Source organism: Desulfosporosinus hippei DSM 8344 (assembly GCF_900100785.1).
Taxonomy (GTDB): Bacteria; Bacillota; Desulfitobacteriia; order Desulfitobacteriales; family Desulfitobacteriaceae; genus Desulfosporosinus; species Desulfosporosinus hippei.
The window spans coordinates 90,640-114,445 of the sequence record NZ_FNCP01000009.1 but is presented as its reverse complement, the minus strand read 5'-3'; the positions used below and the strand labels follow the sequence as shown (position 1 = coordinate 114,445).

Sequence of the window (23,806 nt, the reverse complement as noted above, 5' to 3'; positions counted from 1 at the left end):
TCTATGCAAAAAATTGTTGGTTTGTGGCGTAATATGAGTAAACCGGAAGCCCTGACCTTGGCGGTTAAGATTGAGGATTGGTTTCAAGCTCGTGGTTGGCAGGTTTTAACCGAGTGGGAAGATATTATTAAGCATAAAATAGAGTTTCTAATATCCCTGGGAGGGGATGGTACTCTTCTTCAGGCTGCCAGAGAAGCTTCAACCTATGGAATCCCTGTGATGGGAGTGAATTTCGGAAAACTGGGTTTTCTCTGTGAAATTGAACGGGAAGAAGTCTACAGCGCTTTGGAAAAACTTCTGCGGCAAGAATATCAAATTCAAGAGCGTTTGATGTTTAATGTAGTTATTAACGGCGGCGGTCAAGACGGTGCTTCCTACAGGGTATTAAACGATGTGGTTTTCTCCAGAGAAGGCAGTGATGGAATCATTACATTGCAAGCAAACCTTTCCGGAGAACCTTCTGTCAGTTATCCTGCCGACGGCTTAATAATCTCTACGCCAACAGGATCCACAGCCTATTCACTTTCTGCCGGAGGGCCAATTGTCAGTCCAAATGTTCAAGCAATTTTATTGACCCCTTTAGCTGCACATTCTTTATCTGCTCGGCCTATGCTTGTTTCAGATGAAGAAGAAATCAAAATCCTCTTGGCTAATGGAGAAAAATGTGTAGTGACCTTTGATGGCAGACAAAGCACCTTAATTTATGCCGATCAAGCAGTTGTCATCAAAACAGCGCCAACAAAAGCATTATTGATTCGAATAGGCACTCGTAGTTTCCCTCAGGTCGTTCGAGAGAAGTTAAGAGATCGTTGGCATGATTAAACATCAAGGTGCGATGTTGATGCTCCAGGCATAAATTCAGATAGTATAAGCGGGGTTGGAGGTTGCGTTAAGCAACCTCACACTTTCGTGAAAGGAGGCTAGAGTATGAAAGCACGTCGCCAAATGAAGGTTCAAGAACTAATTACTAAGGAAATTATTCATACTCAGGAGGATCTTGCTGAAAGACTACGTTTAGCAGGCTTTGATGTTACCCAGGCAACCGTATCTAGAGATATCAAAGAAATGGGCCTAATAAAAGTCCCCAGCCAAGGAGAAGAGTATCGTTATGCAGTTGCAAGCGAAGCTCATCCGGCAAACTTACAAGATCGTTTAAAGAGGTTGTTAAGAGAAGCTATGGTGTCTATTAATGACACAGATAATCTTATTGTAATACGAACGATACCCGGAAACGCCCATGCCTTAGCAGCAATTATGGATAACAGTAACTGGGAAGAGCTTATTGGCACTGTTGCAGGAGATGACACAATTCTTTTGGTAATTAAGCCAAAGGAGGCCGTTCAGACGGTTCTTGAAAGGATAAGCGCCTTGCTGGGATAGGAGGTATTTTATGCTCGCGGAGCTTCATGTGGAGAATTTTGGACTTATGGAGACTGTTCGAATGGATTTTTGTCGTGGCCTAACAGTGTTTACGGGAGAAACCGGCGCAGGAAAATCAATGCTGATCGACGCGTTGGGAGTTCTGTTAGGTGGGAGAGCCAGCATCGATTTCATCCGGCATGGGGAATCCCGGGCACGGATTGAAGGTGTCTTTGAGGATCTTGCCCCAGAGTATTTACTTAGGCTCGAAGAAGCTGGCTATCCTGTTGAAGATGGACAGCTATTTCTTTTTCGAGAAATAAACTCTACAGGAAAAAACGTCTGCCGTGTTCAAGGCCGGTCAATTCCGTTAACTCTCTATCGTTCACTTTGTGTAGGGCTTGTAGATATTCACGGTCAAATAGAACATCTTTCTCTATTTCGCCCTGAAACACACCAAAATCTTTTAGATGCCCTTGGAGGCCTTCAAGGTGATGTTGATTTAGTGAGTAAAGCAGCCAGAGCCTACCAAAAGATTCTTCGCAAAGAACGCGACTTATCTATCTCAGAAGATGAACGACAAAAGCGGGAAGAGGTGCTTGCGTTTCAAATTGAGGAGATTGAACGGGTTAATCCGGTTCCTGGCGAAGAAGAAAATCTCTCTCAAGAAAGGAAACGACTCAGCAATGCAGAGAGAATTTCAAGTTTAGGCACTGAGGCTTATGAGACGCTTTATGAAGGCTCTTCTGGTAAGCCATCAGTCTTTGATATGCTAGGCCGGGTGCGTAAAGCCCTGCAGGAACTGAATCGCTTAGATGAGAGTTTAAATGTCTATGACCAAATCGAATCTATCTATTACTCCTCCGAAGATCTGGCTGAACAAATCCGGGCATATCGTGATAATTTTGAGTTCGAACCTAGTAGGCTCGACCAGATTGAAGAGAGACTGATTCTTCTCAAAAAGCTAAAGAGATTTGGAACTACAATTGAAGAAGTTTTAGTTAAGCGGGATACTATGCTTCAAGAACTGGATCAGATAACCCATGTTCAGGAACAATTTGAAACAATTAATCAAGAAAAGCGAGAAGCCCTCAAAGCTTATGAAAAAGTAGCAAAACAGCTGAGCTTAAAACGTCATGAAATTGCTAAGAACATTGAAAACGGACTGGCGCTTGAATTTGCTGATTTAGGTTTAGAGAAAAGTCGTTTTGAAGTCCGATTTACACCTAATGACGAGCCTACTACAGGTGGGTTTGAAACAGCAGAATTTTATTTTTCGGCTAATTTGGGAGAACCCCCCAAACCCTTGGCAAAAGTTGCTTCAGGTGGAGAAATGTCTCGTTTGATGCTTGCCTTAAAGAGTTTGCTGGCTAGAGTCGAAAGTGTAGGCACTTTTATCTTTGATGAGGTAGACAGTGGAGTCGGAGGCAGAACGATTCACCGAGTTGGTGAAAAATTGGCCAAGATTGCTCAAAATAAGCAGGTTTTCTGTATTACACATGCAGCTCAGGTCGCGGCTTTTGCCGAAGCTCATTATGGTATCGTAAAAGAAGTAACTGGGAAAAGGACTCGGACTCGAGTTGATATATTATCCGAGAATGAGCGTATTGAAGAACTTGCCAGAATGCTCGGAGGCGGAGAAATAGAGATAGCTCGTAAACATGCCCAAGAATTATGGCAGCGATCAGGACGAGGGTTAACCTAAGGTACGAGGCATGGGTACATTCTTCGATTTTTTTGAGATTGCGTAATTATAATTATGCAATCTTTTTATTTTGTCTAAACTGGAATTGTTTTAGTGAATCTGGAACACATTTGTCAGGATGAAAAAGAAGTGATTTGGATAATTTAAGATTAGAATTTCGAAACAACAACTTCACTAACTTATTATATTGACCGCTCTATAAACGAGGAAAAAAGGGGAGATTAAATGGGGAGAATAGAGTGGAGGATGATAAGAGAGTGAAAAAAAGAAGTGTATTATTAGTGATCAGTCTCTTGTATTGCACCTTCCTTCAACTATTAGTAGAATTGCCTCAAATGCATCAAGCTCAAGTTAATCAAGTAGAGCCAAGCCTCAGTGGAATTTGGTCAAAAGTTATTCAAATTGAAAAAACTTCATCAGTTTCCGCTTCTTCTTCTAGTTTATCTAATTCACAGGTTTCTCAAAAGCTAGATATAGCTTATAAGCTTTTTGGTATCTTTCCCTTAAAGACGGGAGAAGTTGAAGTAATGAGTCCTATGTCATTAATTCCTGGAGGCCAATCGATTGGTGTTACCTTGCAAACAAAAGGTGTTATGGTTGTAGGACAGGCTCCGGTAGTTGATAAGAATGGAAAGAATTCCTTTCCTGCCAAAGATGCTGGGATTCAAGTAGGGGATATTTTATTAAAAATTGAAAACCAAGAAGTTAAAACAGACCAGGAGGTATCCAATGCAATTGATGCTGCAGGTAAACAAAAAGGAACCGCAACTGTATTGTTTAAACATCAAGACCAAATGGTTGAAAAAGTAGTCACACCTATTTATTGTGTTGAAACCGGAAGATATAGAATGGGCTTATTTGTTCGCGATGAAGCTGCAGGTGTCGGAACCTTATCCTTTATAAACCCGGCAAATAATTTATATGGTGCGTTAGGTCATGTAATTACCGATGCAGATACTAATCAGAAGATCGAAGTTTATAACGGTAAGGTAATTGCCTCAACAATTTACGCAATTGAAAAAGGGAAACGTGGTCATCCGGGTGAGAAAATCGGTTCCTTTGTTCCCAACTCTAGTTTTAGTGGAACTATCGAAAAAAATACTATGACAGGTATTTTTGGTAAAATGAATGGACAAGTTGAAAATCCTTATTTCAAGGAAGCCATTCCGGTTGGATGGGAATCAGAAGTGAAAGTCGGTCCCGCTAAAATATATACGGTAATAAAAGGAGAAAAGATTGAGGAGTTTACTGTTAATATCGATCGAGTTATGCATAATCGAACAGATAGTAAAAATATGATTATTAGAGTAACCGATCCCAGACTGCTTGAGGTTACAGGTGGCATCATTCAAGGAATGAGCGGAAGTCCGATTGTGCAGGACGGAAAGCTTATTGGAGCAGTAACTCATGTCTTTGTGAATGACGCACAACGAGGTTATGGAGTGTTTATTCAGAACATGATCAATGACAGCTCTATGCCCGGTAAACAGGAAGCGGCTTAAGTAATTGAATATTTTTAGAGCAGCCATTTCGGCTGCTCTGATTCAATTTCGAAATAAAAAGTTAAATTTCTTGCTTGAAAAGCAGGAGTATTAAAACAGTTGTCGAAAATATAAACTGAAAGAGGCAGAATGAGGGGGATCCTGGGAAATGCAAAGGCCTATACGTGTCTTATTGGCAGATGACAACCGAGAATTTGTCGAGGTGGTCAAGGAATATATTGAACGGCAGGAGGATATGAGCCTTGTAGGGGTAGCATATCATGGAAATGAGGCTCTAGAATTAATTTCTCGGGAAGAACCTCATGTTGTGCTATTAGATATCATAATGCCCCATTTAGATGGATTAGGTGTATTGGAAAAACTTCAGAATGCATCCCTTAGACCTAAGATTATTATCTTGACTGCTTTTGGGCAGGAATCGATGACTCAGCGGGCAGTCAGTCTTGGTGCAAATTATTACATTTTGAAACCCTTTGATTTAGAGATTCTGGGGAAACGAATTCGTCAATTACAAGATGATTTTTCTAGTACCCTAAATAGTGCTTCCAATGGCAACAGAGCAGGTGCCATGAATTCGAGCGCTACTACAAATCCTAATATTAATACAGCGTCTAACAATAATCTAAATTTAAGTTCAAGTTCACAGATTTCCACCGGAATTTTACCACCTACTTCGAAAAATCTTGAAGTAGAAGTTACAAGAATGATTCACCAAATGGGTGTACCAGCCCATGTCAAAGGGTATCAGTATTTACGAGATGCAATTGTTAATGTAGTTACTGATGTATCCCTGCTGGGGGCGGTAACCAAAGAGCTCTATCCAATGATTGCCGTAAAATATCAAACAACTCCTAGTCGAGTTGAACGAGCTATTCGTCATGCCATCGAATTGGCTTGGGATCGCGGAAATGTGGATTTCATGAATCGCTTTTTTGGCTATACTATTAATGTGGATCGGGGTAAACCAACAAATTCAGAGTTTGTGGCAATGGTTGCTGACAAACTACGGATGTCGATAATGTACTAGAAGGAAGAAAAAGTAAATAATGGGTAAATAATTGACATGAGAGAATACTAAATCATTTTAAACTTTAGTTTAAAGAGAGTTAGTATTTTTCTTATTCAAGATGGTCTATAAAGCATTTGGAGAGAATCAAACAGATGCTTATAATGTCTTTAACATGTTGAATTTTCTCTAAGATATAGGGTAAGATGGAATTAAAGGAACTAAGAGAGGGAGAGTAATTATTGGAAAAGGACGATTTACAGGAAGAATACCTGGAAGGGGAAGTTATACTAGAGGGGCGCATAATTCGAGTTGAACGGGATTCTGTGCGCTTGCCAAATGGGCTTGTGTCAACGCGTGAGGTGGTTAGACATCCAGGCGCAGTGGGGGTAATTGCTGTATTGGATCAAGAAATACTTTTGGTACGTCAATATCGATATGCAATTGCTCAAGAGACCTTAGAAATCCCTGCAGGAAAACTAGATGCTAATGAATCTCCCCTGGAATGTGCTGAACGGGAACTTCAAGAAGAAACAGGTTATAGAGGCAGCATGGAAGGAGTTAGTACCTTTTATACCACACCAGGGTTTACGGACGAGGTTATGCATTTATTCTTGGCTCGAGATTTAATTTGGGATCCCCTAAAACCGGATGAAGACGAATTTTTACGAGTAGAAAGAATTCCCTGGGATAAAGCAGTGCAAATGGCGCGGCAGAACCTGTTCAAAGATGCCAAAACTATCCTTGGGATACTGCTTCTTCAAGGTCAAATTTGAGGGTCTTTGCAGACTATTTGGCAGAGTTGTGGACATACTTTCCCATCCTATGGAATAAAATCTTTTAGGGGCTAGGGGAGGGATATTAAGTATGTGGAAACAGCTTGGCGAACACATTCGGCAATATTGGGTTATTTATCTTACGCTTTCCAGTGTTTATCTTGCAGGTATGGTTTTTGGGGGAGTAGGGGTTAATGCTTTAGGAGTTTCCGAAACCTCTCAATTAGGAAATTTTTTGGAGACGCTTTTGAAAAGCCAACCAACAACATTTGAGCCTGCCTTTCTAGGACAGTTGGCCAGGGATATGTTCATTATGATGGCTGGAATTTGGATCTTAGGGCTTACGATTATTGGTGCGCCATTAATCTATTTGATTGTTTTTACTCGAGGATTCATTTTAGGCTTTACAATTAGTTTTATTATTGGTGCCAAAGGTACGCTAGGAATCGCTCTGGTATTAACGACTATGTTTGTACCAACAATATTCGCTATTCCTTTATTGCTTCTTGGGGCGGGGTTAGCTACAATCTTTTCGTTTCTATTACTCCGTGGTAAAGCTAGAGGAGAATCTTTAAGAAGGGAGTTTTTATATTATACTGCAGCCGCTGCCTTTGTTTCTGTGGGGGCTGTTGCCGTGGGAGTTGCGCAAGGGTATTTTTCAATCCTTGGTTTGCGCTTTTTCCATCTTTAAGTGATTATTATTAGATACCAAGGTTAACATATGGGCAATTCTAGGAAGCTGCAGATTTCAAGGCTTGCTATCGGGACAAGAGTTGCATTATAATACAACTATCAAGTGATTCTTAGCTTCAGATAGAGTTTGCCAAAGAGGAATACTTACTCCATCCGAAGCTTAGAAGAACTTATCCAGGGACGTAGCAGCCCTTATCTCATCCTCACCGCTAAAGTTGTTCTGTGTAGTTTGCGGTTCGGCGAAAGAAACCTGCGTCGTTATGCTTTTCTTTGGAGCAGGCGGCTTGGGCGAAACCCTCACCCGGGTTTCGTCACTGGATGCTTTCGTACTTATAGAAGATGGGAGTCTTACGGCTGGTAGTCATCGGATAAAAGTGCTAATGAGTGAGATGGAGGTTTAATCATGCTGATTGGAGTACCGAAAGAGGTTAAAAACAATGAGAGTCGTGTAGCTATTACTCCGGCAGGAGTCCACGCGTTTACTTTAACTGGGCACAAAGTATTCGTGGAAAAGGAAGCTGGAGAAGGAAGTGGCATTACCGATCAACAGTATATGGATGCTGGTGCTCAGATCGTTGATTCAGCCGAAGAAGTTTGGACAGCTGATATGATCATTAAGGTTAAGGAACCGGTTCAGGAAGAATACGGGTATTTTAAAAAGGGACAAATCTTATTTACTTATTTGCATCTAGCTAAAGAACCCGAATTAACCAAGATGCTCATGGAGAAACAAGTGGTCGCCATAGCCTACGAAACCATTCAATTAGATAATGGGTCACTGCCTTTGCTTATTCCGATGAGTGAAGTAGCAGGTCGTATGTCAATACAAATTGGAGCTGAATTATTAGAAAAACCCAAAGGTGGCAAGGGAGTCCTACTAGGAGGAGTTCCTGGGGTAACCCCTGCTAATGTAACCATCATTGGAGGGGGAATTGTTGGAACGAATGCAGCCAGGATGGCAATAGGCCTAGGTGCAGGAGTTACAATTGTGGAAAAGAGTACACAAAGACTAAGAGACATTGATGAAATGTTTAACGGCAGAGTTAGAACTTTAGCGTCTAACCCGTTCAATATTGCCAACAGTGTTGCTAAAGCCGATTTGCTCGTTGGCGCTGTACTTATACCAGGTGCCCGTGCGCCGCACTTAGTTACTGAAGATATGGTTCAAGCAATGTCACCAGGCAGTGTTATCGTTGATGTTGCAATTGACCAAGGGGGAAGTATTGCGACTATTGATCGTGTTACAACTCATGATGATCCCACTTTTATTAAATATGGTGTTGTTCATTATGCCGTTCCCAATATTGCCGGAGCAGTTGCTCGAACATCAACCTTTGCTCTGACTAATGTAACCCTTGGGTATGCACTTGAGATTGTTAATAAGGGGTATTTTAAAGCGATTCAAGAAAATAGATCCTTACGTAAAGGGGTCAATGTCATTAATGGTAAGTTGACCTATAAAGCTGTCGCTCAATCACTCAACATAATGTATACCCCCTTAGAAGAAGCCCTCCTCTAATTGATATTAGATCAATAGAATAATAGCTAAAGAGTTCGATTATTGTTTATCGAGTGGAATCCGTAACGGAGTTTCACTCGATTTTTATTTGGACCGATTTAATATGCGGTCCGTCTTTTTTTAGGATAAGGACAATCCGGAAGCGCATAGGTTTTAGAGATGGGGGGGAGCGTGATGCTACCAACAAGACACTGGTTGGATTTTTTTCTATATATCGGAAGAGTTTTTTTGCTTTTAATTTTACTTGCGGTGCTGCTGCCCAAGCTAGTCGCAGTGTGCAATAGCTTAATGTCAACCCTGTTACATAATGATCAGAATCCACATGGAAATCCTTTAAGGGTAGAAACAATTCTTTCCAGAGAGTTACATGTTTGATAGAATCCCTAAGAACAAGGAAAATCCCCTGCCTGTGTAGAACAATGTAAGAAAGGGGGGATAATAAGTGACCTCCGAAGAAAAGCTATTAAAAAAGTTCTTAACATATCTTCAGGTTGAGCGTGGGCTTTCGGAGAACACAAGGCAGGCGTACGAACGCGATTTGCGCCAGCTAAGGATTTATCTAAAGGAGCGGGGAACAGACCTTCTGGCATGTGAGGGAAATGACTTATTCTTATTTCTGTTACTATGTAAAGAAAATGGAAAATCACCTCGAACTATTGCACGTTGTAATGCAACTATACGAGGATTTTTTGCTTTTTTACTAGACGAAGGGCTACGCCAGGATAATCCAACGACCTATTTAGTAACTCCAAAGTTAAATCAACAACTACCAAAGGTGTTGTCAGAAGTGACGTTGGACAAACTACTAAAATCAGAGGAGGAATCGGATCTTTCACTCCGGAATCTGGCCCTCTTAGAGGTTCTCTATAGCTGCGGACTTCGAGTCTCAGAATTGATTGGATTACGTTTGTCAGATGTTTCATTGGATGTTGGCTATGTACGTTGTATTGGTAAAGGAAATAAGGAACGGATTGTACCTTTAGGCGAACAGGCTATTCAAGTATTGGAGCGTTACTTAAGTGGATCACGAAAACGTTTGTGTGGAAAAAAAACTACGGATATTCTTTTTTTGAACGTTCATGGTCGAGCTCTAACGCGACAAGGAGTGGTTTATATTCTAAAAAGATGGGGAAAAGAACATAATCTTGAGCAATCAATTTCCCCTCATATGTTTCGGCATAGTTTTGCAACTCATCTTCTGGATCACGGAGCTGATCTGCGTTCTGTTCAAGAAATGCTAGGTCATGCGGACATTGCAACTACTCAAATTTATACCCATTTGACAAGGCGCCGCTTGTTAGACGTTTTTCAAAAAGCTCATCCACGAGCGGATTATAAGCTTAAGGAGTGAAGGAAGGCATGCCTCGGAGAGTAATAATAATTGTTTTAGACAGTGTGGGAATTGGAGAAATGCCTGATGCAGCGAATTATGGTGATGTGGGAAGCTACACCTTGGGTAATATTGCTCGTCAGCGCGGGGGACTTAATCTACCCCATCTCCAAAAACTCGGTCTCGGGAATATTAATTCTATCACAGGGGTTCCGGCTACCCCTAGTCCTTTGGGAAACTATGGGAAGATGGCGGAACAATCCTTAGGTAAGGATACAACAACTGGCCATTGGGAGATGGCAGGGGTAATTTTGGAGAGAGCCCTTCCGACCTTCCCCAAAGGTTTTCCTAAAGAGTTTATTGACAGTTATGAGAAAGCTATCGGGAGAAATGTAATCGGGAATGAAGTTGCCTCCGGAACAGAAATTATTCAGCGCCTTGGGGATGAGCATGTTCGGACAGGAAAACCCATTGTCTATACCTCAGCAGACTCAGTTTTTCAAGTGGCTGCCCACGAGGAAATCATTCCTTTACCGGAGTTAATGCGCATTTGTCAGATTGCCAGGGATATGCTAACCGATGAATTACAAGTAGGACGTGTGATAGCGCGACCGTTTCTGGGTAAACCCGGAAACTTTTATCGAACCACAAATCGGCATGATTTTGCCATTGAACCTCCCCATAAGATATTGTTGGAATATATCAAGGAACGTGGGTTGGAAGTTTCTACGGTAGGAAAGATCAAGGATATTTATGCTGGTCGGGGCGTTACCAGCTCTGTACTTACCAAAGGGAATATGGATAGTGTCAATAAAATCTTGGAGTTTATGTCTAAGACAGAGAATGGCCTAATTATGGCTAATCTCGTTGACTTTGACATGTTATATGGACACCGCAATGATGTTGAGGGTTATGCCAGAGCCTTAGAGGAATTTGATGAGCGTTTGCCCAAAATACTTCAAGAATTGCGTTCAGAGGATATGCTGGTTATTACGGCTGATCATGGGTGTGATCCAACTCACCCTGGAACAGATCACACAAGGGAATATGTACCGCTCTTAGTTTTGGGGCCTAATTTGTCTAGAGGAGTTAATCTTGGTGTGAGGTCGACTTTCGCAGATCTAGGAGCCACCGTTACAGAATACCTAAATAGTGAACCGTTACTTAATGGAAAAAGTTTTTATGAAGAGATAGGGAATATAGGAGGATGATTCAATGATTTCCGAGAAGGAATATAATTCGAAATTAGACGAAGTGCGTAAATATATTACAGATAGAGTTTCCTCAAAACCTGAGCTTGGAATAATTTTAGGCTCGGGATTAGGAGCTTTTGCAGATTTGGTCAAAGATAAAGTGACAATCAGCTATAAAGATATTCCCCATTTTCCTGTTTCGACAGTAGAGGGACATGCCGGGCAATTAGTTTTTGGCAAGGTTGAAGAACGGGAAGTCGTGATAATGCAAGGGCGTTTTCATTATTACGAAGGTTACACTATGCAAGAAGTGACCTTTCCGGTTCGAGCAATGCAAGTTTTAGGAGTAACCGGACTGATTGTTACTAATGCTGCGGGTGGTATTAATCAGGAATTCCGGCCAGGGGATCTGATCATTATTAAAGATCATCTCAACATGTTAGGGGATAATCCTTTACGTGGTTCGAATCTATCGAATTTAGGGCCTCGCTTCCCAGACCTTAGTGATGCCTATAATTCCGAGTGGCGTAAAAGAGCCTTATCGATTATGCAGGAATATGATATTCAGCCTCACGAAGGGGTATATGCGGCAATGAGCGGGCCCAGCTATGAAACCCCTGCCGAGATTCGTCATTTGAGAGTGAGTGGTGCTGATATGGTTGGCATGAGTACAGTTCCCGAAGTCATTGTTGCCAATCATGGCGGAATGAAAGTTTTAGGGATTTCGTGTGTAACGAATATGGCGGCAGGCATTTTGCCGCAAAAATTGAGTCATGCCGAAGTTATGGAAACTGCTGAACGGGTTGAGAAAAAATTTGTTGATTTTGTACAGGGGATCTTGAGAGTACTGTAAAAATAAATTAACAGTTTATGGTTAGAAAGAGTGATTTCATATGCGAATGGTAGATCTTATTGAAAAGAAAAGAGATGGGGAACCCCTTACTAAGCAGGAAATTGGCTTTATCATTAATGGGTATGTGAAAGGAGATATTCCTGATTATCAAATGTCTGCTTGGGCAATGGCAGTGTTTTTTAGAGGTATGTCCCTGGAAGAAACTGCGGAACTGACTCTTTCGATGGCTAATAGCGGAGATAAGCTGGATCTTTCTGCTTTAGGGGGAAGATTTGTTGATAAGCATAGTACCGGTGGGGTTGGCGATAAAACCACCTTGCTCCTTGGTCCAATGGTTGCAGCCTGTGGTGTCCCTGTCGCTAAAATGTCCGGAAGAGGACTTGGACATACCGGTGGAACCATCGATAAGTTGAGTTCAATACCCGGATTTCTTGTTGAGCTTGAGCAAGATCAATTTTTAGCCCAAGTTAAGAAAATCGGCCTAGCCGTAATCTCACAGACAGGGAATCTTGTTCCCGCTGACAAGAAGCTTTATGCTCTGCGTGATGTAACCGGAACTGTCAGTTCTATTCCCCTTATTGCCTCTTCGGTGATGAGTAAGAAAATTGCCGCCGGTGCTCAAGGAATTGTCTTAGACGTTAAGTATGGCTCTGGGGCCTTTATGAAGACGGTTGAGGATGCTCGAAAATTGGCCAGAACCATGGTGGATATCGGAAAGGCTCTAGGACGTCAGACGATTGCTGTCTTGAGTAATATGAGCCAGCCTCTTGGCCGTGCAGTAGGTAACAGCCTGGAAGTCCTTGAAGTAGCAGATGCTCTCCAAGGGAAAGGGCCAAAGGACTTAATGGATGTGTGTTTCGAATTAGGGGCTTGGATGTTGGTAGCCGGCGACTCAGTAGCTAATGTGGGGGAAGGCAAGAAATGCTTGCGTCATAGTATTGAAACTGGGGCAGCGTGGAAAAAATTCCTGGCCTTTGTTTCAGAGCAAGGAGGAGACACCGAAGCGGTAGCTTCTCGACGCCTTAAAATTGCTCCGTGGAACTTGCCAATCCTAGCCTCTGAATCAGGATATGTGCAGCCCTTCGACGCCCATAAAATAGGGATCTTAGCTATGACTCTCGGTGCCGGTAGAGTCACTAAAGAAAGCCCTATTGATTTAGGAACAGGAGTCTTGCTTGTCAAAAAGGCGGGAGAGTGGGTTGAAGCTGGAGAACCGATTTTAGAGCTTTATGGAAGTGATAAAGAGAAGTTAGCAGAAGGAATTCTTTTTGCTAAAGAATTAGTTTCAGTAAGTAGTGAAGGGCCTGAACTTCCATCTTTAATTGATGAAGTAATACAATAGCCATTATACTCATAATATTCTCCTCTCAACGTATGCATAGTATAGGTACAACTGGGAGGAGGATTTTTCATGGCGAGGGAAAAGAAAATTTACCCTTTGGCTGATGGGTTATCGACTCAGGATACATTTGCGGTTTTGGGAGATATTGAGAAATTCAAAAAACATAAACATGCCTGGAAGGTTTGGCAGGCCTTAAAGGAATTTAGATGTACGGCATATCCTGTTGCGGAAGGTTTGGGGCGTTTAGATGGGAGTAAGGTCTACTCCACCTTAACTGAGTTGACGGATAAAGTAACAGTTATTGTCCCATGCTTACTCCCCGAAAAGCTTACATCCATAGTCCCGAATGCTGTAGCTGCAGGGTGCAGTAAAATTTGGTTTCAGGAACAAACCTGGTCTAAAGAACTTCAAGAAGAATGTGACAAGGCCGGGGTTGAGGTTATTCGAGGGTGCGTGCTTCGACATAGAATTTACCCCTCAAAAATAAGTTTGCGCTACTTAAGTCCCTGTTACTGGCATGGGCTGAGTGATGCCAAAGTACCTTTGAAACGGTATGGCAGGTAATCAATAAAAAAGCATTTGTTAGCTAATGTGTTAACAAATGCTTTTTTTCTATTTATCGGCGGGATTCAATATAATTTAAGTTTTCGGGAATAATAAATTCACACTAAATTTCATGAGGGGGGACAAAAGAATGCGTAAAATTATATCAATAGTTTTTGCTATGGTAATTGCCCTTGGGAACATAGGTCTTATGAACGTGCAACCGGTATTAGGAGTTGAGATCGAGACTGAAGCGACAAGCGCCATTTTAATGGACGCAGCTTCTGGTCGAATACTGTATGAAAAAGAATCGCATAAAGAGTTACCACCTGCCAGTGTTACGAAGATTATGACTTTATTGGTAGCGGCTGACGCAGTAGCTCAAGAAAAAGTTAAACTGACAGACACAGTAACAGCGAGTGAAAATGCCTGTAAACTTGGGGGTTCTCAGATTTATCTTGAGCCCGGTGAAACATTCTCCTTAGAGCAAATGTTAATTGCCATAGCAGTCGGGTCAGCTAACGATGGGTGTGTTGCAGTTGCTGAACACGTCAGTGGTACCCATGAAGCTTTTGTAGAAGAAATGAATCGCAAGGCACAAGAATTAGGACTGAAAAATACCCATTTTGCCAATGCTTATGGGCTGCCGGCTGAAGGGCATTATACAAGCGCTTATGACTTAGCAACCATATCTAAGGAAGCTCTAAAATACCCCCTTATCCGTAAACTGACTAGTATCAAAGAATATGACTTGCGCGAGGGTAAATTCAAACTTTGGAATACAAACAAGTTATTATGGTGGTACCCCGGAGCTGATGGGCTAAAAACTGGTTGGACTAATGAAGCTAAGTATTGCCTTGCTTCAACGGTTGAGAGAAACGGACTCAGGTTAATATGTGTTGTTATGGGTGTACCTCAAGTCAGAGGACATTTTGCAGAATCTATGAAAATCTATAACTATGGATTTGCTAAATATGAATTTAAACAGTTCGCTCCTGCTGAAGAAAAGCAAGGTGTGGTTAAGGTGAGTAAAGGGGTTGAAAATGAGGCTGTTGCTATCACAGAGAAAGCCTTGGGAGCAACCGTTGAAAAAGGGAAAGATAAAAATTTCTGGGTCGAGACAAAGCTTAACCCAGAGATAAGTGCACCTATTGAAAAAGGACAAAAGTTAGGGGAAGTTCTCCTTTACCAAAATGAACAACTGCAAGCAAGTGTCAACTTAATTGCGGATCGCTCCGTTGCCAAAGCAGGGTTGGTCAATCAGTTGACACGTACTATGAAAGGTGTATTTGGTTTTTGATTTCTAGTCCTGGCAGTTGATTGATTAGTCCGATTTATCACCGTAGTCAACGTCCGAACGATCATTTACCTGAGATAGCTGGCGAATTCTAAGAAGAGCGGCGCGTTCTATCCGCGAGATTTGAACTTGGGAGAGATTAAGCAGGCTAGCGATTTGACTCTGAGTTTTATCTTCGTAAAAACGCATTAGCAGGACGCGCTTTTCTCTTTCGGGAAGCTTGTCCAAGACCTCGTTAAGAGCAATTTTTTCAAACCAACCAGGATCCAGATCCTTTTCCTCAGAGAGTTGATCGAGAACGTAGATAGGATCAGAGTCGTCTTGATAGAGAGTATCATAAATAGAGGTAGGGCTTTGGATAGCCTCGAGTGCGGCGACGATCTCATCTCGATCAACTCCTATACTGTTGGCAATTTCCCCAATAGTGGCTTCTCTGCCTAGAGTGGCAGATAGTTCATCTCGAGCACGATTTACTTTATAGACCAGTTCTTTATAAGAGCGAGGGACCTTAACCGGGTGATCATCTCTGAGAAAACGTCGTATTTCTCCAATAATCATAGGGACGGCATAGGTCGAAAATTTAACTCCATAACTAAAGTCGAATTTGTCAATGGCTTTAATTAGTCCGATTGTACCAATCTGAAAGAGGTCTTCCAGTTCATAACCACGATGTGAAAAACGTTGAACCAAATTAAATATTAGTTTCAAGTTACAATTGATTAAACGTTCACGAGCCTCAGCGTCACCTTCTTTAGCGGCATGAAGGTATTCCATCATCTCTTTATCTGAGAGCAAAGGGAAATGGGGGAGATTCATTTCTGATAATCGTTGAATCATAATGCGCCCCCCCCTAATGAGAGGAGATGGGTGTTTGCTTGAGGTGCTTCTTCATGGTTACAGTTGTTCCCACTTCAAGCTTAGAGTCTACTTGAAGCTCGTCCATGAAAGATTGCATGAAGACAAAGCCCAGGCCCATTCGTTCAGGATCCGTACTAAAAGCGGGTTGCATAGCTTGCTCTACATCTGAGATGCCGCATCCTTCATCTCTTACTACAATTACCAAGCTATCTTTTGTGATTTCTAGATTGAGATAAACAATGTTATTAGGGTTACTTTTGTAACCGTGGATAATCGCATTGGAAACAGCTTCCGAAACAGCTACTTTGAGTTCTTCAATATCGTTTAGTGAAAGATCTAATTGCCCCCCTATAGAAGCAATGAGTAATCGGGCAATGCTTACATTTTCAGCGATACTTGAAAATGTGAGGGTTATTTGGTTAGATTTCATATTAAGCTCCCCTTCCTTCCTCATAGGCATGTGCTTCGTCTTGATAGAAGCTGATGATTTTTGGTAAACCGGATAATTCCATGATTTTATAAATGTGGGGGGGTACGTTTGTAATTTTCAACTTTCCTCCCAAAGGAAGTAGTTTTTTGTACCTACCCAAGATGACCCCTAGACCAGAACTATCGACAAACTGAACGTCTTGAAGATTAAGGATGACCGTTCGAATTCCCCGCTTTTCAATCTCATTATCTATGGCTTGTCGAAGAGTATGAGCAGTGTGCATGTCTAGTTCGCCGTCTATACGCAGTAGTAGGGTCAGGCGTTCTATTTTTTTTTCAAGGTTCAAGACCATTCCCCCTAATTATATGAGTATTTAAGATTTCGCTGTAATCCATAATTTTCCTGCTTTGATTTTGGGAATTCCTTGTAAGGCTATGTCGAATTTAGAAAGTTTATTCAATCATCTTAGTAAAAAGTATAATTTAGACTTATATGCCAGATAATACAATCTATCTGAGTGTTTAGAAAGGAGGGTGTTGTGATGGACGATCAATCTTCGCCTAAACCTGCAATTCCAGTGACCCCGGAGAAATATCAGAAATTAACAGAACAGTATACCCCTAAGCCTACCGTTATCAAGAATGTAGTATTAGCCTTTATTGTAGGGGGAATTATTTGCTCAATAGGGCAAATTATTATTAATTTGTTTATCTCTCTTGGGTTAGCGCGACTTGAAGCTTCCACTGCCGCAACAGCTACTATGATTTTTATAGGGGCTTTGTTAACGGGTCTAGGGATTTATGATGAAATTGGTAAGTTTGCGGGCGCCGGTTCAATCGTTCCGGTAACAGGATTTGCCAATTCAATTGTCTCCCCTGCCATGGAATTTAGACGCGAGGGTTATGTAATGGGTGTTGGGGCTAAACTATTCACCGTCGCTGGACCAGTATTAGTGTATGGAATTGCTACCTCAATTGTGGTGGGTTTTGCATACTACCTTTTACACTGAGGTAAGTATGAGGACAACGGATATTAAATGTGATTTAAACTCTACTAAAATGGGAAGGGTTAAATAATGAATCTAAAACGATTAGGAAACCAAACAGTTGTATTTGCTAACCCGCCGGTTATTCTATCATCCTATTCAGTGGTAGGTCCTAAAGAAGGACAAGGGCCGCTCGGGAAAAGTTTCGATAAGGTCTGGAAGGACGGAATAAATGGGGAAAAGTCTTGGGAGGTTGCCGAAAGCAAAATGCTTCAAGAGGCCATGCAGGGGGCTATGGATCAAGCGTCAATTCAAAAGGAGCAAATTGATTTTATGCTGGCTGGAGATTTGCTGAATCAGATTATTTCCTCAAATTTTACAGCTAGGCAAATAGCTTTGCCCTTTATTGGGTTGTACGGGGCTTGTTCAACGATGGCTCTCGGACTGGCTGTTGGAAGTATGTTGATTGATGGTGGATTTGCCAAAAAGATCCTTGTAGGGGTATCGAGTCATCATGACACTGCTGAACGACAATTTCGTTTGCCGACGGAACAAGGTTCTCAGAGGGCTTTGAGTGCCCAGTGGACTGTGACCGGAGCCGGCAGTGTCCTTCTCAGCAGCAGTGGTGTTGGGCCGCGAATTACCTCAGCGACGATTGGCAAAGTAATAGACTTTGCCGTAAAAGATGTAAATAATATGGGGGCAGCGATGGCCCCTGCAGTAGCCGATACAATCTTAAACCACTTTCAAGATATTCAACTCCAACCCACCGACTATAGTTTGATTGCTTCAGGGGATCTGGGGGGAGTGGGTTTAGGCTTAGCCTGTGAGTTATTAAAACAGAGCGGTATAGATACTGGCACCAATTTCACAGACTGTGGGGTTTTGATCTATGATCATACCCAGGATGTTCATGCAGGAGGGAGCGGGTGTGGCTGTTCTTCTGTAGTTTTTGCTGGGGATATTTTGCAGCGGATCAAAGCCGGAGAGTTAACCAAGGTTATGCTTGTTGGCAGTGGTGCCCTTCATAGCTCTACCTCAGCACTACAAGGGGAATCCATTCCGGGTATTGGACATGCTGTTGTTATTGAGAAGTAGAAGAAAGGATCTAAGGTATGTTTGATATGATTATTCCGGCTTTTCTAGTCGGTGGAACAATTTGTGTTATAGGTCAGCTTCTTATGGATCTTACCAAACCCTCATTTACTCCAGCCCATGTGTTAGTATCTTTTGTCTCTGGCGGAGCAATCTTAGGAGCATTGGGGCTATACGAGCCCTTAATGAAAATCGGAGGAGCGGGAGCCTCGATTCCTTTGTCTGGTTTTGGTTATTCATTAGCCAAAGGAGCCATGGAAGCAGTTGAGAAACGGGGGATAATGGGAGCATTCTCCGGGGGAGTTGAAGCAACAGCTGTAGGAATAGCTGCAGCTGTATTTTTCGGCTACTTGATGTCAGTGACCTTCAAACCCAAAGGATAACAAAAATATCCTTTAACCTGTCGAAACTACTAGCAACTGAGATACGAACTACGAACCACGCTTAGGGGGGAGTTGAATAGTATGGACAATAATTCCAGCGAAAAGAATATTCCGGTGAATAAGAACTATCAAGAGAACGTTGATTTTTTAAATCGGGAATTAGGAGTTCCGGATTGTTTTGATATCGTGCTCAGGGAAATGTCCATTGGTGGTAAAAAAGTTGCGATTTATTCTGTTAACGGTATGGTGAATTCGCAGGTAGCCAGCCTAATAATTGATGCTTTAATAGACTTAGAACGCTCTGACCTTGTCGTAAATGCTCTCGAAAAATTAGTTAAGGGACGCATTGTCAATCTTCAAGTTTCTGAAGCGCCAACCATGGACAAAGTACTCTATTTTATTTTGTCGGGGCCAATGGCGATCTTTGTCGAGGGACAAGATAAAGCAATTATTGTAGATGCCAGATCATATCCTGGCCGAACCCCTCAGGAACCGGATATCGAGCGTGTGACTCGGGGAAGTCGAGATGGATTTACAGAGACCCTTGTCATGAATACCGCCTTAGTACGCCGACGTTTAAGAGATCCTAAACTGCGCATGAAGTTAGTCCAGGTGGGAGGACGATCAAAGACAGATGTATGTCTGGCCTATATTGAAGATATCACCAACTTAGATATGGTAGAAAAAATCCAAAAAGACATCCAGGGAATCAAAATTGATGGGATTCCGATGGCTGAAAAGAGCGTTGAAGAGTTTATTTTGGGAAGCAAATTCTGGAATCCTTATCCCCGAGTTCGTTATACGGAACGCCCGGATGTGGCAGCTATTCATTTGCTTGAAGGATATGTTGTCATCATTGTTGATACTTCTCCATCAGTGATTATTGCACCGTCGACTTTTTGGAGCCATGTTCAGCATGCCGAAGAATATCGGCAAGAACCGATAGTAGGGGCATATCTTCGTTGGGTACGATTTGCGGGAATCTTTGCAGCTCTTTTTCTTTTGCCTCTTTGGTTAGCTGCAGCTATGAATCCACAGTTACTGCCAGAAGGGCTTCAGTTCATTGGTGTAACGGAGCAAGCGAAGGTTTCCTTGTTTGTTCAAGTAGTACTGGCAGAGCTTGGCGTAGATCTACTCCGCTTAGGTACAATACATACTCCGGGTCCATTAGGAACAGCTTTAGGTTTGATTGCTGCGTTTATGCTTGGCGATATTGCGGTTAAAGTCGGTCTGTTTTCACCGGAAGTTGTGATGTATATTGCTATCGTATCTGTGGGGACATTTGCTACACCCAGCTATGAACTAGGTCTTGCCAATCGCTTGTCGCGATTGTTTATGATCATTACAACGGGGCTTTTCAGCTATATTGGCTTTGGGATTGGAGCTGCTGCAGTATTTTTCCTCTTATGGCGGACAAAATCCTTTGGCGTACCTTATCTTTGGCCTCTCCTGCCTTTTGATGCCAAAGCAATGAAGGGGATTTTAGTACGGTCGCCAGTTACACTCAAAAATCAACGCCCAAGTATTCTAAAGCCACAAGACAAAGATCGGCAACCGTAACGGAGGAACGAGGTTCAGGAGTCCTGGGGTCTCGAAGGAGGCCATAACGTTTGAGAATTATTAAACTGGATGGAAATATGAAAGGATGCAAGTTTAGTGAAAATTGGTTTTCCTCGGGCCTTGTATTATTTTGATTACTTCCCATTTTGGTCTGGCTTTTTCCATAGTTTAGACATTGAGCTAGTGATATCACCGCCCACACATCGGGAGATTATGAACCAAGGTCTAAAGAAAGCAAGTGATGAAACATGTTTACCGCTTAAAATTTTAGCTGGGCATATTCAAGCTTTAGAAGATGTTGACTATATTTTCCTGCCTCGAATGGTTAGTGTAGAAGCGGATACTTACACTTGCCCGAAATTTCTGGGTATTCCGGAAAGCGTGCTACCGGCAGTTCCTGAGGGCCAGTCAGTCTTAACAGTTACATTGAATTGGCGTAATAGTAAACGTCAGGTTTTAAAGGATCTGGAGGTCTTGACCGAACAATTGGGCAAAAGCAAAGCTGAGATCCGACAGGCTTTTAACAAAGGAATGGAGTGGCAAAAAAAATATCAAAACTCTATGGGGGCAGAGTGGGATTTTGAAGACAGCCTTAATAAAATTGAGTCTGCTTCATGGGATTCCACTGAAAGTAGTAAATCCTCTGCCCCTCTTACCTGGAAAGAACGGATGATCTCAATAATTCCATTGACCAGCGATAAAGCTGAAAAGCAGAATTTACCAGTAGGGGAGAAATCCGACCGCTTGAGAATTGCCTTAGTTGGGCATTCCTATTTAACTCACGAATCCTATGCCAACTTAAACCTACTTAGAAAACTTCATGAAAAGGTAGATGTGGAATTAGTCCAAAATGTTCGACAAGAAGATATTGAAGGTCATCTGTCCGGGTTACGAAAGAAAATATTTTGGAGTCACTCTAAGCAAATTTTTGGAGCGGGTAATAAATATGCACAGGATCAAAGGGTCGATGGAATTATTTATCTTACATGTTTTGGTTGTGGAACAGACTCAATAATCCAAGAATTAGTTTCACGAAAAGCACGGGAGAAACATAAGCCATATATGTTAATTACCCTGGATGAACACAGTGGCGAGGCTGGTTTGGTTACTCGGCTGGAAGCCTTTTTGGATATGGTCGAAAGGAGGAGGGGCCATGAAGGTTACGTTTCCACATATGGGGAATGCCTGGATAGTGATTCAAACGCTCTTTGAATCATTGAATGTAGAAGTAGTGGTTCCGCCTTTTAATAGTAAACGGACTTTGAATTTAGGAACCAAATTATCTCCGGAATCAGCATGCTTGCCTTTAAAATTAAATCTGGGAAACTATATTGAAGCAGCCAATGAAGGGGCAGATACGATTGTAATCACAGGTGGAATCGGGCCTTGTAGGTTTGGCTACTATGGGGAAGTTGAACGCCAAATCCTTATTGATTCTGGGTATAACTACGAAGTAGTCACTCTGGAACCACCTGATGGAAGTTTGCTAGGGTTGGCTAAACGGATTCGTTTTCTGGCTGGGACGAAAAATTCTTGGGCTAAAATCTTAATGGCTATGCGATTTGCTTATTTAAAGAGTGTTGCCTTAGACAGAGTTGAAGATTTGATTCATGCGGCCAGACCGCGGCTTTCTAACCCCGCACTTACAGAAAAGTTATATGAAAAAGCTAAAGAGCAGCTGGTTCAGGCTATGACGGAAAAGAGAGTTAAAGATACAGTAGCTTGGGTGCAAGAGAGTATTCGAGAACGCCAAGAGGGACTTAACACGGAGAGTGTTAAACCCTTGCGAATAGGTATTATTGGTGAAATCTATACAATACTTGATCCGTTCAGTTCAGTGGGTATTGAAGAAGAATTAGGGCGTTTAGGGGTGGAAGTAGACCGTTCAATTTATCTTTCAGGATGGGTAGGAAACCATATTTTTCGAGGATTAGCACCGGGTTATCGATCAATTAAATCTTATCCTAAACATGCTAAACCATTTTTACCGCATTTTGTCGGGGGGCATGGTATTGAAACAGTAGGGGCAGCAGTTAAATTTGCTCGAGAAGGGTATGATGGAATCATTCAAGTTTTTCCGTTATCGTGCATGCCTGAAATTGTTGCCGCCAGCGTACTGCCCAAAGTACAAGATGCTTATAAAATACCAATTATGACTCTGATTGTAGATGAGCATACCGGGCATGCTGGCATACAAACTCGCTTGGAAGCGTATGTAGACATGCTCGAAAGGGCCCGGCTACTTCAGGAAAGCATTCAAACAAGAGAAGGAGTGTTAAGTGTTGGGGGATGATAAATACTTTCTTGGTGTTGACGTTGGATCGGTCAGTACAAATATAGTCCTACTGGGCCAGGACAATACCGTGAAAGAATCACTTTATCTAAGAACACAAGGGCGTCCTATGCAAATCATTCAAGAGGGGATTAGACTTCTAAGATCAAAAATCGGAAAGTCAGCAGAAATTATTGGAGTAGGAACAACGGGTAGTGCCCGACAGCTTGCGGCGACATTATTAGGTGCTGATGTTATTAAAAACGAGATCACTGCCCATGCCGTTGCTGCTTCCCGAGTTAATCCCCAAGTACAAACAATTCTTGAAATCGGCGGACAGGATTCGAAGATAATTATTCTCAGAGATGGTGTCGTTTCTGATTTTGCGATGAACACGGTTTGTGCAGCGGGTACTGGTTCCTTTCTGGATCAACAAGCATCGCGCCTGGGTATAAAGATTGAAGAGTTTGGACATTTGGCCCTTGAAGCAAAAAATCCTGTTCGTATCGCCGGACGCTGTTCTGTTTTTGCAGAATCGGATATGATTCATAAACAGCAGCTCGGGCACTCCTTACCAGATATCCTGGCTGGTCTCTGTCAGGCCATGGTTAGAAACTATTTAAATAATGTCGGAAAAAACAAAGAGATCCGCGGTCCTATTTTTTTTCAAGGGGGTGTAGCAGCTAACCCTGGTATCTGCAAAGCCTTTGAAGAAGAGCTGGGTCAATCCATCATAGTGCCTGAAAATTACAATGTGATGGGCGCACTAGGTGCAGCATACCTGGCTCAGGAAAAAGTTGGACTGCGGCAAGACATCAGAACTCAATTTCGTGGCTTGAACTTAGGTGATACACAGTTTCAAGCGAAAAGCTTTGATTGTAAAGGATGTGCAAACCGCTGTGAAGTCGTTGAGATTGCCCAAGATGGAAAGAGCTTAGCCAGATGGGGAGACCGATGCGGCAAGTGGTCTGTTGTAGGAGTACCTAGTCCGGGCACTAGAGGAGAAGAAACTAAAGAAGAGCAGCGAGGTGCGTAATCAAATTGACACTGTCATATAAGTCTGATATTATTAATCAAATTTTATATGCCTCATTCTCCTAGAGGT

26 protein-coding genes are annotated in these 23,806 nt (G+C 42.2%); 23 read left to right on the top strand and 3 right to left on the bottom strand.

Annotation, left to right across the window (positions count from 1 at the left end; translation table 11 throughout):
• Positions 1–3: 3 nt before the first annotated feature.
• The 16 genes from BLS16_RS09915 to BLS16_RS09845 all read left to right on the top strand — a co-directional run bounded on the left by BLS16_RS09915 (position 4) and on the right by BLS16_RS09845 (position 15,121).
• Positions 4–822, top strand: coding sequence for an NAD(+)/NADH kinase (locus tag BLS16_RS09915; protein WP_092332811.1), 819 nt, complete (start codon positions 4–6; stop codon positions 820–822).
• Between the two features lie 105 nt (positions 823–927).
• Positions 928–1,380, top strand: a complete 453-nt coding sequence (gene argR / locus BLS16_RS09910; RefSeq protein WP_092332809.1) for an arginine repressor — start codon at positions 928–930, stop codon at positions 1,378–1,380.
• 10 nt (positions 1,381–1,390) lie between these two features.
• Positions 1,391–3,064 (top strand): DNA repair protein RecN, encoded by a 1,674-nt coding sequence (recN, locus tag BLS16_RS09905; RefSeq protein ID WP_092332807.1) that lies wholly within the window; start codon positions 1,391–1,393, stop codon positions 3,062–3,064.
• A 257-nt stretch (positions 3,065–3,321) separates the two neighbouring features.
• Positions 3,322–4,566 (top strand): SpoIVB peptidase, encoded by a 1,245-nt coding sequence (gene spoIVB / locus BLS16_RS09900; protein WP_092332888.1) that lies wholly within the window; start codon positions 3,322–3,324, stop codon positions 4,564–4,566.
• A gap of 148 nt (positions 4,567–4,714) precedes the next feature.
• Positions 4,715–5,593 carry a sporulation transcription factor Spo0A gene (gene spo0A, locus BLS16_RS09895; protein ID WP_014901985.1) on the top strand — a complete coding sequence of 293 codons (879 nt, stop codon included), beginning with the start codon at positions 4,715–4,717 and terminating at the stop codon, positions 5,591–5,593.
• Between the two features lie 221 nt (positions 5,594–5,814).
• A complete protein-coding gene (locus BLS16_RS09890; protein WP_092332805.1) occupies positions 5,815–6,348 on the top strand; it encodes an NUDIX domain-containing protein in 534 nt (177 codons plus the stop codon).
• Positions 6,349–6,439: 91 nt separating this feature from the next.
• Positions 6,440–7,039 carry a stage II sporulation protein M gene (locus BLS16_RS09885; protein WP_092332803.1) on the top strand — a complete coding sequence of 200 codons (600 nt, stop codon included), beginning with the start codon at positions 6,440–6,442 and terminating at the stop codon, positions 7,037–7,039.
• 217 nt (positions 7,040–7,256) lie between these two features.
• Complete coding sequence (locus BLS16_RS23560) at positions 7,257–7,442, top strand: hypothetical protein (protein ID WP_176786122.1); 186 nt, start codon at positions 7,257–7,259, stop codon at positions 7,440–7,442.
• Positions 7,443–7,444: 2 nt separating this feature from the next.
• Positions 7,445–8,560 (top strand): alanine dehydrogenase, encoded by a 1,116-nt coding sequence (ald, locus tag BLS16_RS09880; RefSeq protein ID WP_014901989.1) that lies wholly within the window; start codon positions 7,445–7,447, stop codon positions 8,558–8,560.
• Positions 8,561–8,734: 174 nt separating this feature from the next.
• A complete protein-coding gene (locus tag BLS16_RS09875; protein ID WP_092332801.1) occupies positions 8,735–8,935 on the top strand; it encodes a hypothetical protein in 201 nt (66 codons plus the stop codon).
• A 67-nt stretch (positions 8,936–9,002) separates the two neighbouring features.
• The gene (gene xerD, locus BLS16_RS09870) at positions 9,003–9,911 is read left to right on the top strand and encodes a site-specific tyrosine recombinase XerD (RefSeq protein WP_092332800.1); all 909 of its coding nucleotides are present in this window, start codon (positions 9,003–9,005) and stop codon (positions 9,909–9,911) included.
• 8 nt (positions 9,912–9,919) lie between these two features.
• Positions 9,920–11,101 (top strand): phosphopentomutase, encoded by a 1,182-nt coding sequence (locus BLS16_RS09865; protein ID WP_092332798.1) that lies wholly within the window; start codon positions 9,920–9,922, stop codon positions 11,099–11,101.
• Positions 11,102–11,105: 4 nt separating this feature from the next.
• Positions 11,106–11,936, top strand: coding sequence for a purine-nucleoside phosphorylase (locus BLS16_RS09860; RefSeq protein WP_092332796.1), 831 nt, complete (start codon positions 11,106–11,108; stop codon positions 11,934–11,936).
• 40 nt (positions 11,937–11,976) lie between these two features.
• Positions 11,977–13,278, top strand: a complete 1,302-nt coding sequence (locus tag BLS16_RS09855; RefSeq protein ID WP_092332794.1) for a pyrimidine-nucleoside phosphorylase — start codon at positions 11,977–11,979, stop codon at positions 13,276–13,278.
• Between the two features lie 69 nt (positions 13,279–13,347).
• Positions 13,348–13,842 (top strand): CoA-binding protein, encoded by a 495-nt coding sequence (locus BLS16_RS09850; RefSeq protein WP_092332792.1) that lies wholly within the window; start codon positions 13,348–13,350, stop codon positions 13,840–13,842.
• 130 nt (positions 13,843–13,972) lie between these two features.
• Positions 13,973–15,121, top strand: coding sequence for a D-alanyl-D-alanine carboxypeptidase family protein (locus BLS16_RS09845; protein WP_092332790.1), 1,149 nt, complete (start codon positions 13,973–13,975; stop codon positions 15,119–15,121).
• 24 nt (positions 15,122–15,145) lie between these two features.
• On the opposite strand, the gene sigF is transcribed toward BLS16_RS09845, so the two are convergent.
• From sigF to spoIIAA, 3 genes are read right to left on the bottom strand one after another with little or no spacing between them, the layout of a single operon-like run.
• Positions 15,146–15,955: an RNA polymerase sporulation sigma factor SigF gene (sigF, locus tag BLS16_RS09840; protein ID WP_092332788.1), complete on the bottom strand. Its 810-nt coding sequence runs from the start codon at positions 15,953–15,955 to the stop codon at positions 15,146–15,148.
• Between the two features lie 13 nt (positions 15,956–15,968).
• Positions 15,969–16,406, bottom strand: a complete 438-nt coding sequence (spoIIAB, locus tag BLS16_RS09835; protein ID WP_092332786.1) for an anti-sigma F factor — start codon at positions 16,404–16,406, stop codon at positions 15,969–15,971.
• Position 16,407: 1 nt separating this feature from the next.
• Entirely contained in the window at positions 16,408–16,752 is a 345-nt protein-coding gene (gene spoIIAA, locus BLS16_RS09830; protein ID WP_014901999.1) for an anti-sigma F factor antagonist, read from the bottom strand.
• Positions 16,753–16,947: 195 nt separating this feature from the next.
• On the opposite strand from spoIIAA, the gene spoVAC reads away from it, so the two are divergent.
• The 7 genes from spoVAC to BLS16_RS09795 all read left to right on the top strand — a co-directional run bounded on the left by spoVAC (position 16,948) and on the right by BLS16_RS09795 (position 23,737).
• A complete protein-coding gene (gene spoVAC, locus BLS16_RS09825) occupies positions 16,948–17,415 on the top strand; it encodes a stage V sporulation protein AC (RefSeq protein ID WP_092332784.1) in 468 nt (155 codons plus the stop codon).
• 66 nt (positions 17,416–17,481) lie between these two features.
• Positions 17,482–18,489, top strand: coding sequence for a stage V sporulation protein AD (gene spoVAD / locus BLS16_RS09820; protein ID WP_092332782.1), 1,008 nt, complete (start codon positions 17,482–17,484; stop codon positions 18,487–18,489).
• Positions 18,490–18,506: 17 nt separating this feature from the next.
• Positions 18,507–18,869 (top strand): stage V sporulation protein AE, encoded by a 363-nt coding sequence (gene spoVAE / locus BLS16_RS09815; protein ID WP_092332780.1) that lies wholly within the window; start codon positions 18,507–18,509, stop codon positions 18,867–18,869.
• Positions 18,870–18,950: 81 nt separating this feature from the next.
• Complete coding sequence (locus BLS16_RS09810) at positions 18,951–20,429, top strand: spore germination protein (RefSeq protein WP_092332778.1); 1,479 nt, start codon at positions 18,951–18,953, stop codon at positions 20,427–20,429.
• Positions 20,430–20,525: 96 nt separating this feature from the next.
• Positions 20,526–21,641, top strand: a complete 1,116-nt coding sequence (locus BLS16_RS09805) for an acyl-CoA dehydratase activase-related protein (RefSeq protein ID WP_092332776.1) — start codon at positions 20,526–20,528, stop codon at positions 21,639–21,641.
• The gene (locus tag BLS16_RS09800) at positions 21,583–22,722 is read left to right on the top strand and encodes an acyl-CoA dehydratase activase-related protein (RefSeq protein ID WP_092332774.1); all 1,140 of its coding nucleotides are present in this window, start codon (positions 21,583–21,585) and stop codon (positions 22,720–22,722) included. Before BLS16_RS09805 ends, BLS16_RS09800 begins: the two co-directional genes overlap by 59 nt.
• Positions 22,709–23,737, top strand: a complete 1,029-nt coding sequence (locus BLS16_RS09795; protein WP_092332772.1) for an acyl-CoA dehydratase activase — start codon at positions 22,709–22,711, stop codon at positions 23,735–23,737. Before BLS16_RS09800 ends, BLS16_RS09795 begins: the two co-directional genes overlap by 14 nt.
• Positions 23,738–23,806 lie beyond the last annotated feature (69 nt).

Coding starts and splice junctions, on each gene's coding strand:
- BLS16_RS09860 (WP_092332796.1), top strand. CDS start 11,106: ATGATTTCCGAGAAGGAATATAATTCGAAATTAGACGAAGTGCGTAAA.
- spoVAD (WP_092332782.1), top strand. CDS start 17,482: ATGAATCTAAAACGATTAGGAAACCAAACAGTTGTATTTGCTAACCCG.
- BLS16_RS09865 (WP_092332798.1), top strand. CDS start 9,920: ATGCCTCGGAGAGTAATAATAATTGTTTTAGACAGTGTGGGAATTGGA.
- ald (WP_014901989.1), top strand. CDS start 7,445: ATGCTGATTGGAGTACCGAAAGAGGTTAAAAACAATGAGAGTCGTGTA.
- BLS16_RS09875 (WP_092332801.1), top strand. CDS start 8,735: ATGCTACCAACAAGACACTGGTTGGATTTTTTTCTATATATCGGAAGA.
- argR (WP_092332809.1), top strand. CDS start 928: ATGAAAGCACGTCGCCAAATGAAGGTTCAAGAACTAATTACTAAGGAA.
- sigF (WP_092332788.1), bottom strand. CDS start 15,955: ATGATTCAACGATTATCAGAAATGAATCTCCCCCATTTCCCTTTGCTC.
- spoVAE (WP_092332780.1), top strand. CDS start 18,507: ATGTTTGATATGATTATTCCGGCTTTTCTAGTCGGTGGAACAATTTGT.
- recN (WP_092332807.1), top strand. CDS start 1,391: ATGCTCGCGGAGCTTCATGTGGAGAATTTTGGACTTATGGAGACTGTT.
- BLS16_RS09855 (WP_092332794.1), top strand. CDS start 11,977: ATGCGAATGGTAGATCTTATTGAAAAGAAAAGAGATGGGGAACCCCTT.
- spoVAC (WP_092332784.1), top strand. CDS start 16,948: ATGGACGATCAATCTTCGCCTAAACCTGCAATTCCAGTGACCCCGGAG.
- BLS16_RS09810 (WP_092332778.1), top strand. CDS start 18,951: ATGGACAATAATTCCAGCGAAAAGAATATTCCGGTGAATAAGAACTAT.
- BLS16_RS09885 (WP_092332803.1), top strand. CDS start 6,440: ATGTGGAAACAGCTTGGCGAACACATTCGGCAATATTGGGTTATTTAT.
- BLS16_RS09850 (WP_092332792.1), top strand. CDS start 13,348: ATGGCGAGGGAAAAGAAAATTTACCCTTTGGCTGATGGGTTATCGACT.
- BLS16_RS09915 (WP_092332811.1), top strand. CDS start 4: ATGCAAAAAATTGTTGGTTTGTGGCGTAATATGAGTAAACCGGAAGCC.
- BLS16_RS09845 (WP_092332790.1), top strand. CDS start 13,973: ATGCGTAAAATTATATCAATAGTTTTTGCTATGGTAATTGCCCTTGGG.
- spo0A (WP_014901985.1), top strand. CDS start 4,715: ATGCAAAGGCCTATACGTGTCTTATTGGCAGATGACAACCGAGAATTT.
- spoIIAB (WP_092332786.1), bottom strand. CDS start 16,406: ATGAAATCTAACCAAATAACCCTCACATTTTCAAGTATCGCTGAAAAT.
- BLS16_RS09800 (WP_092332774.1), top strand. CDS start 21,583: ATGAAGGTTACGTTTCCACATATGGGGAATGCCTGGATAGTGATTCAA.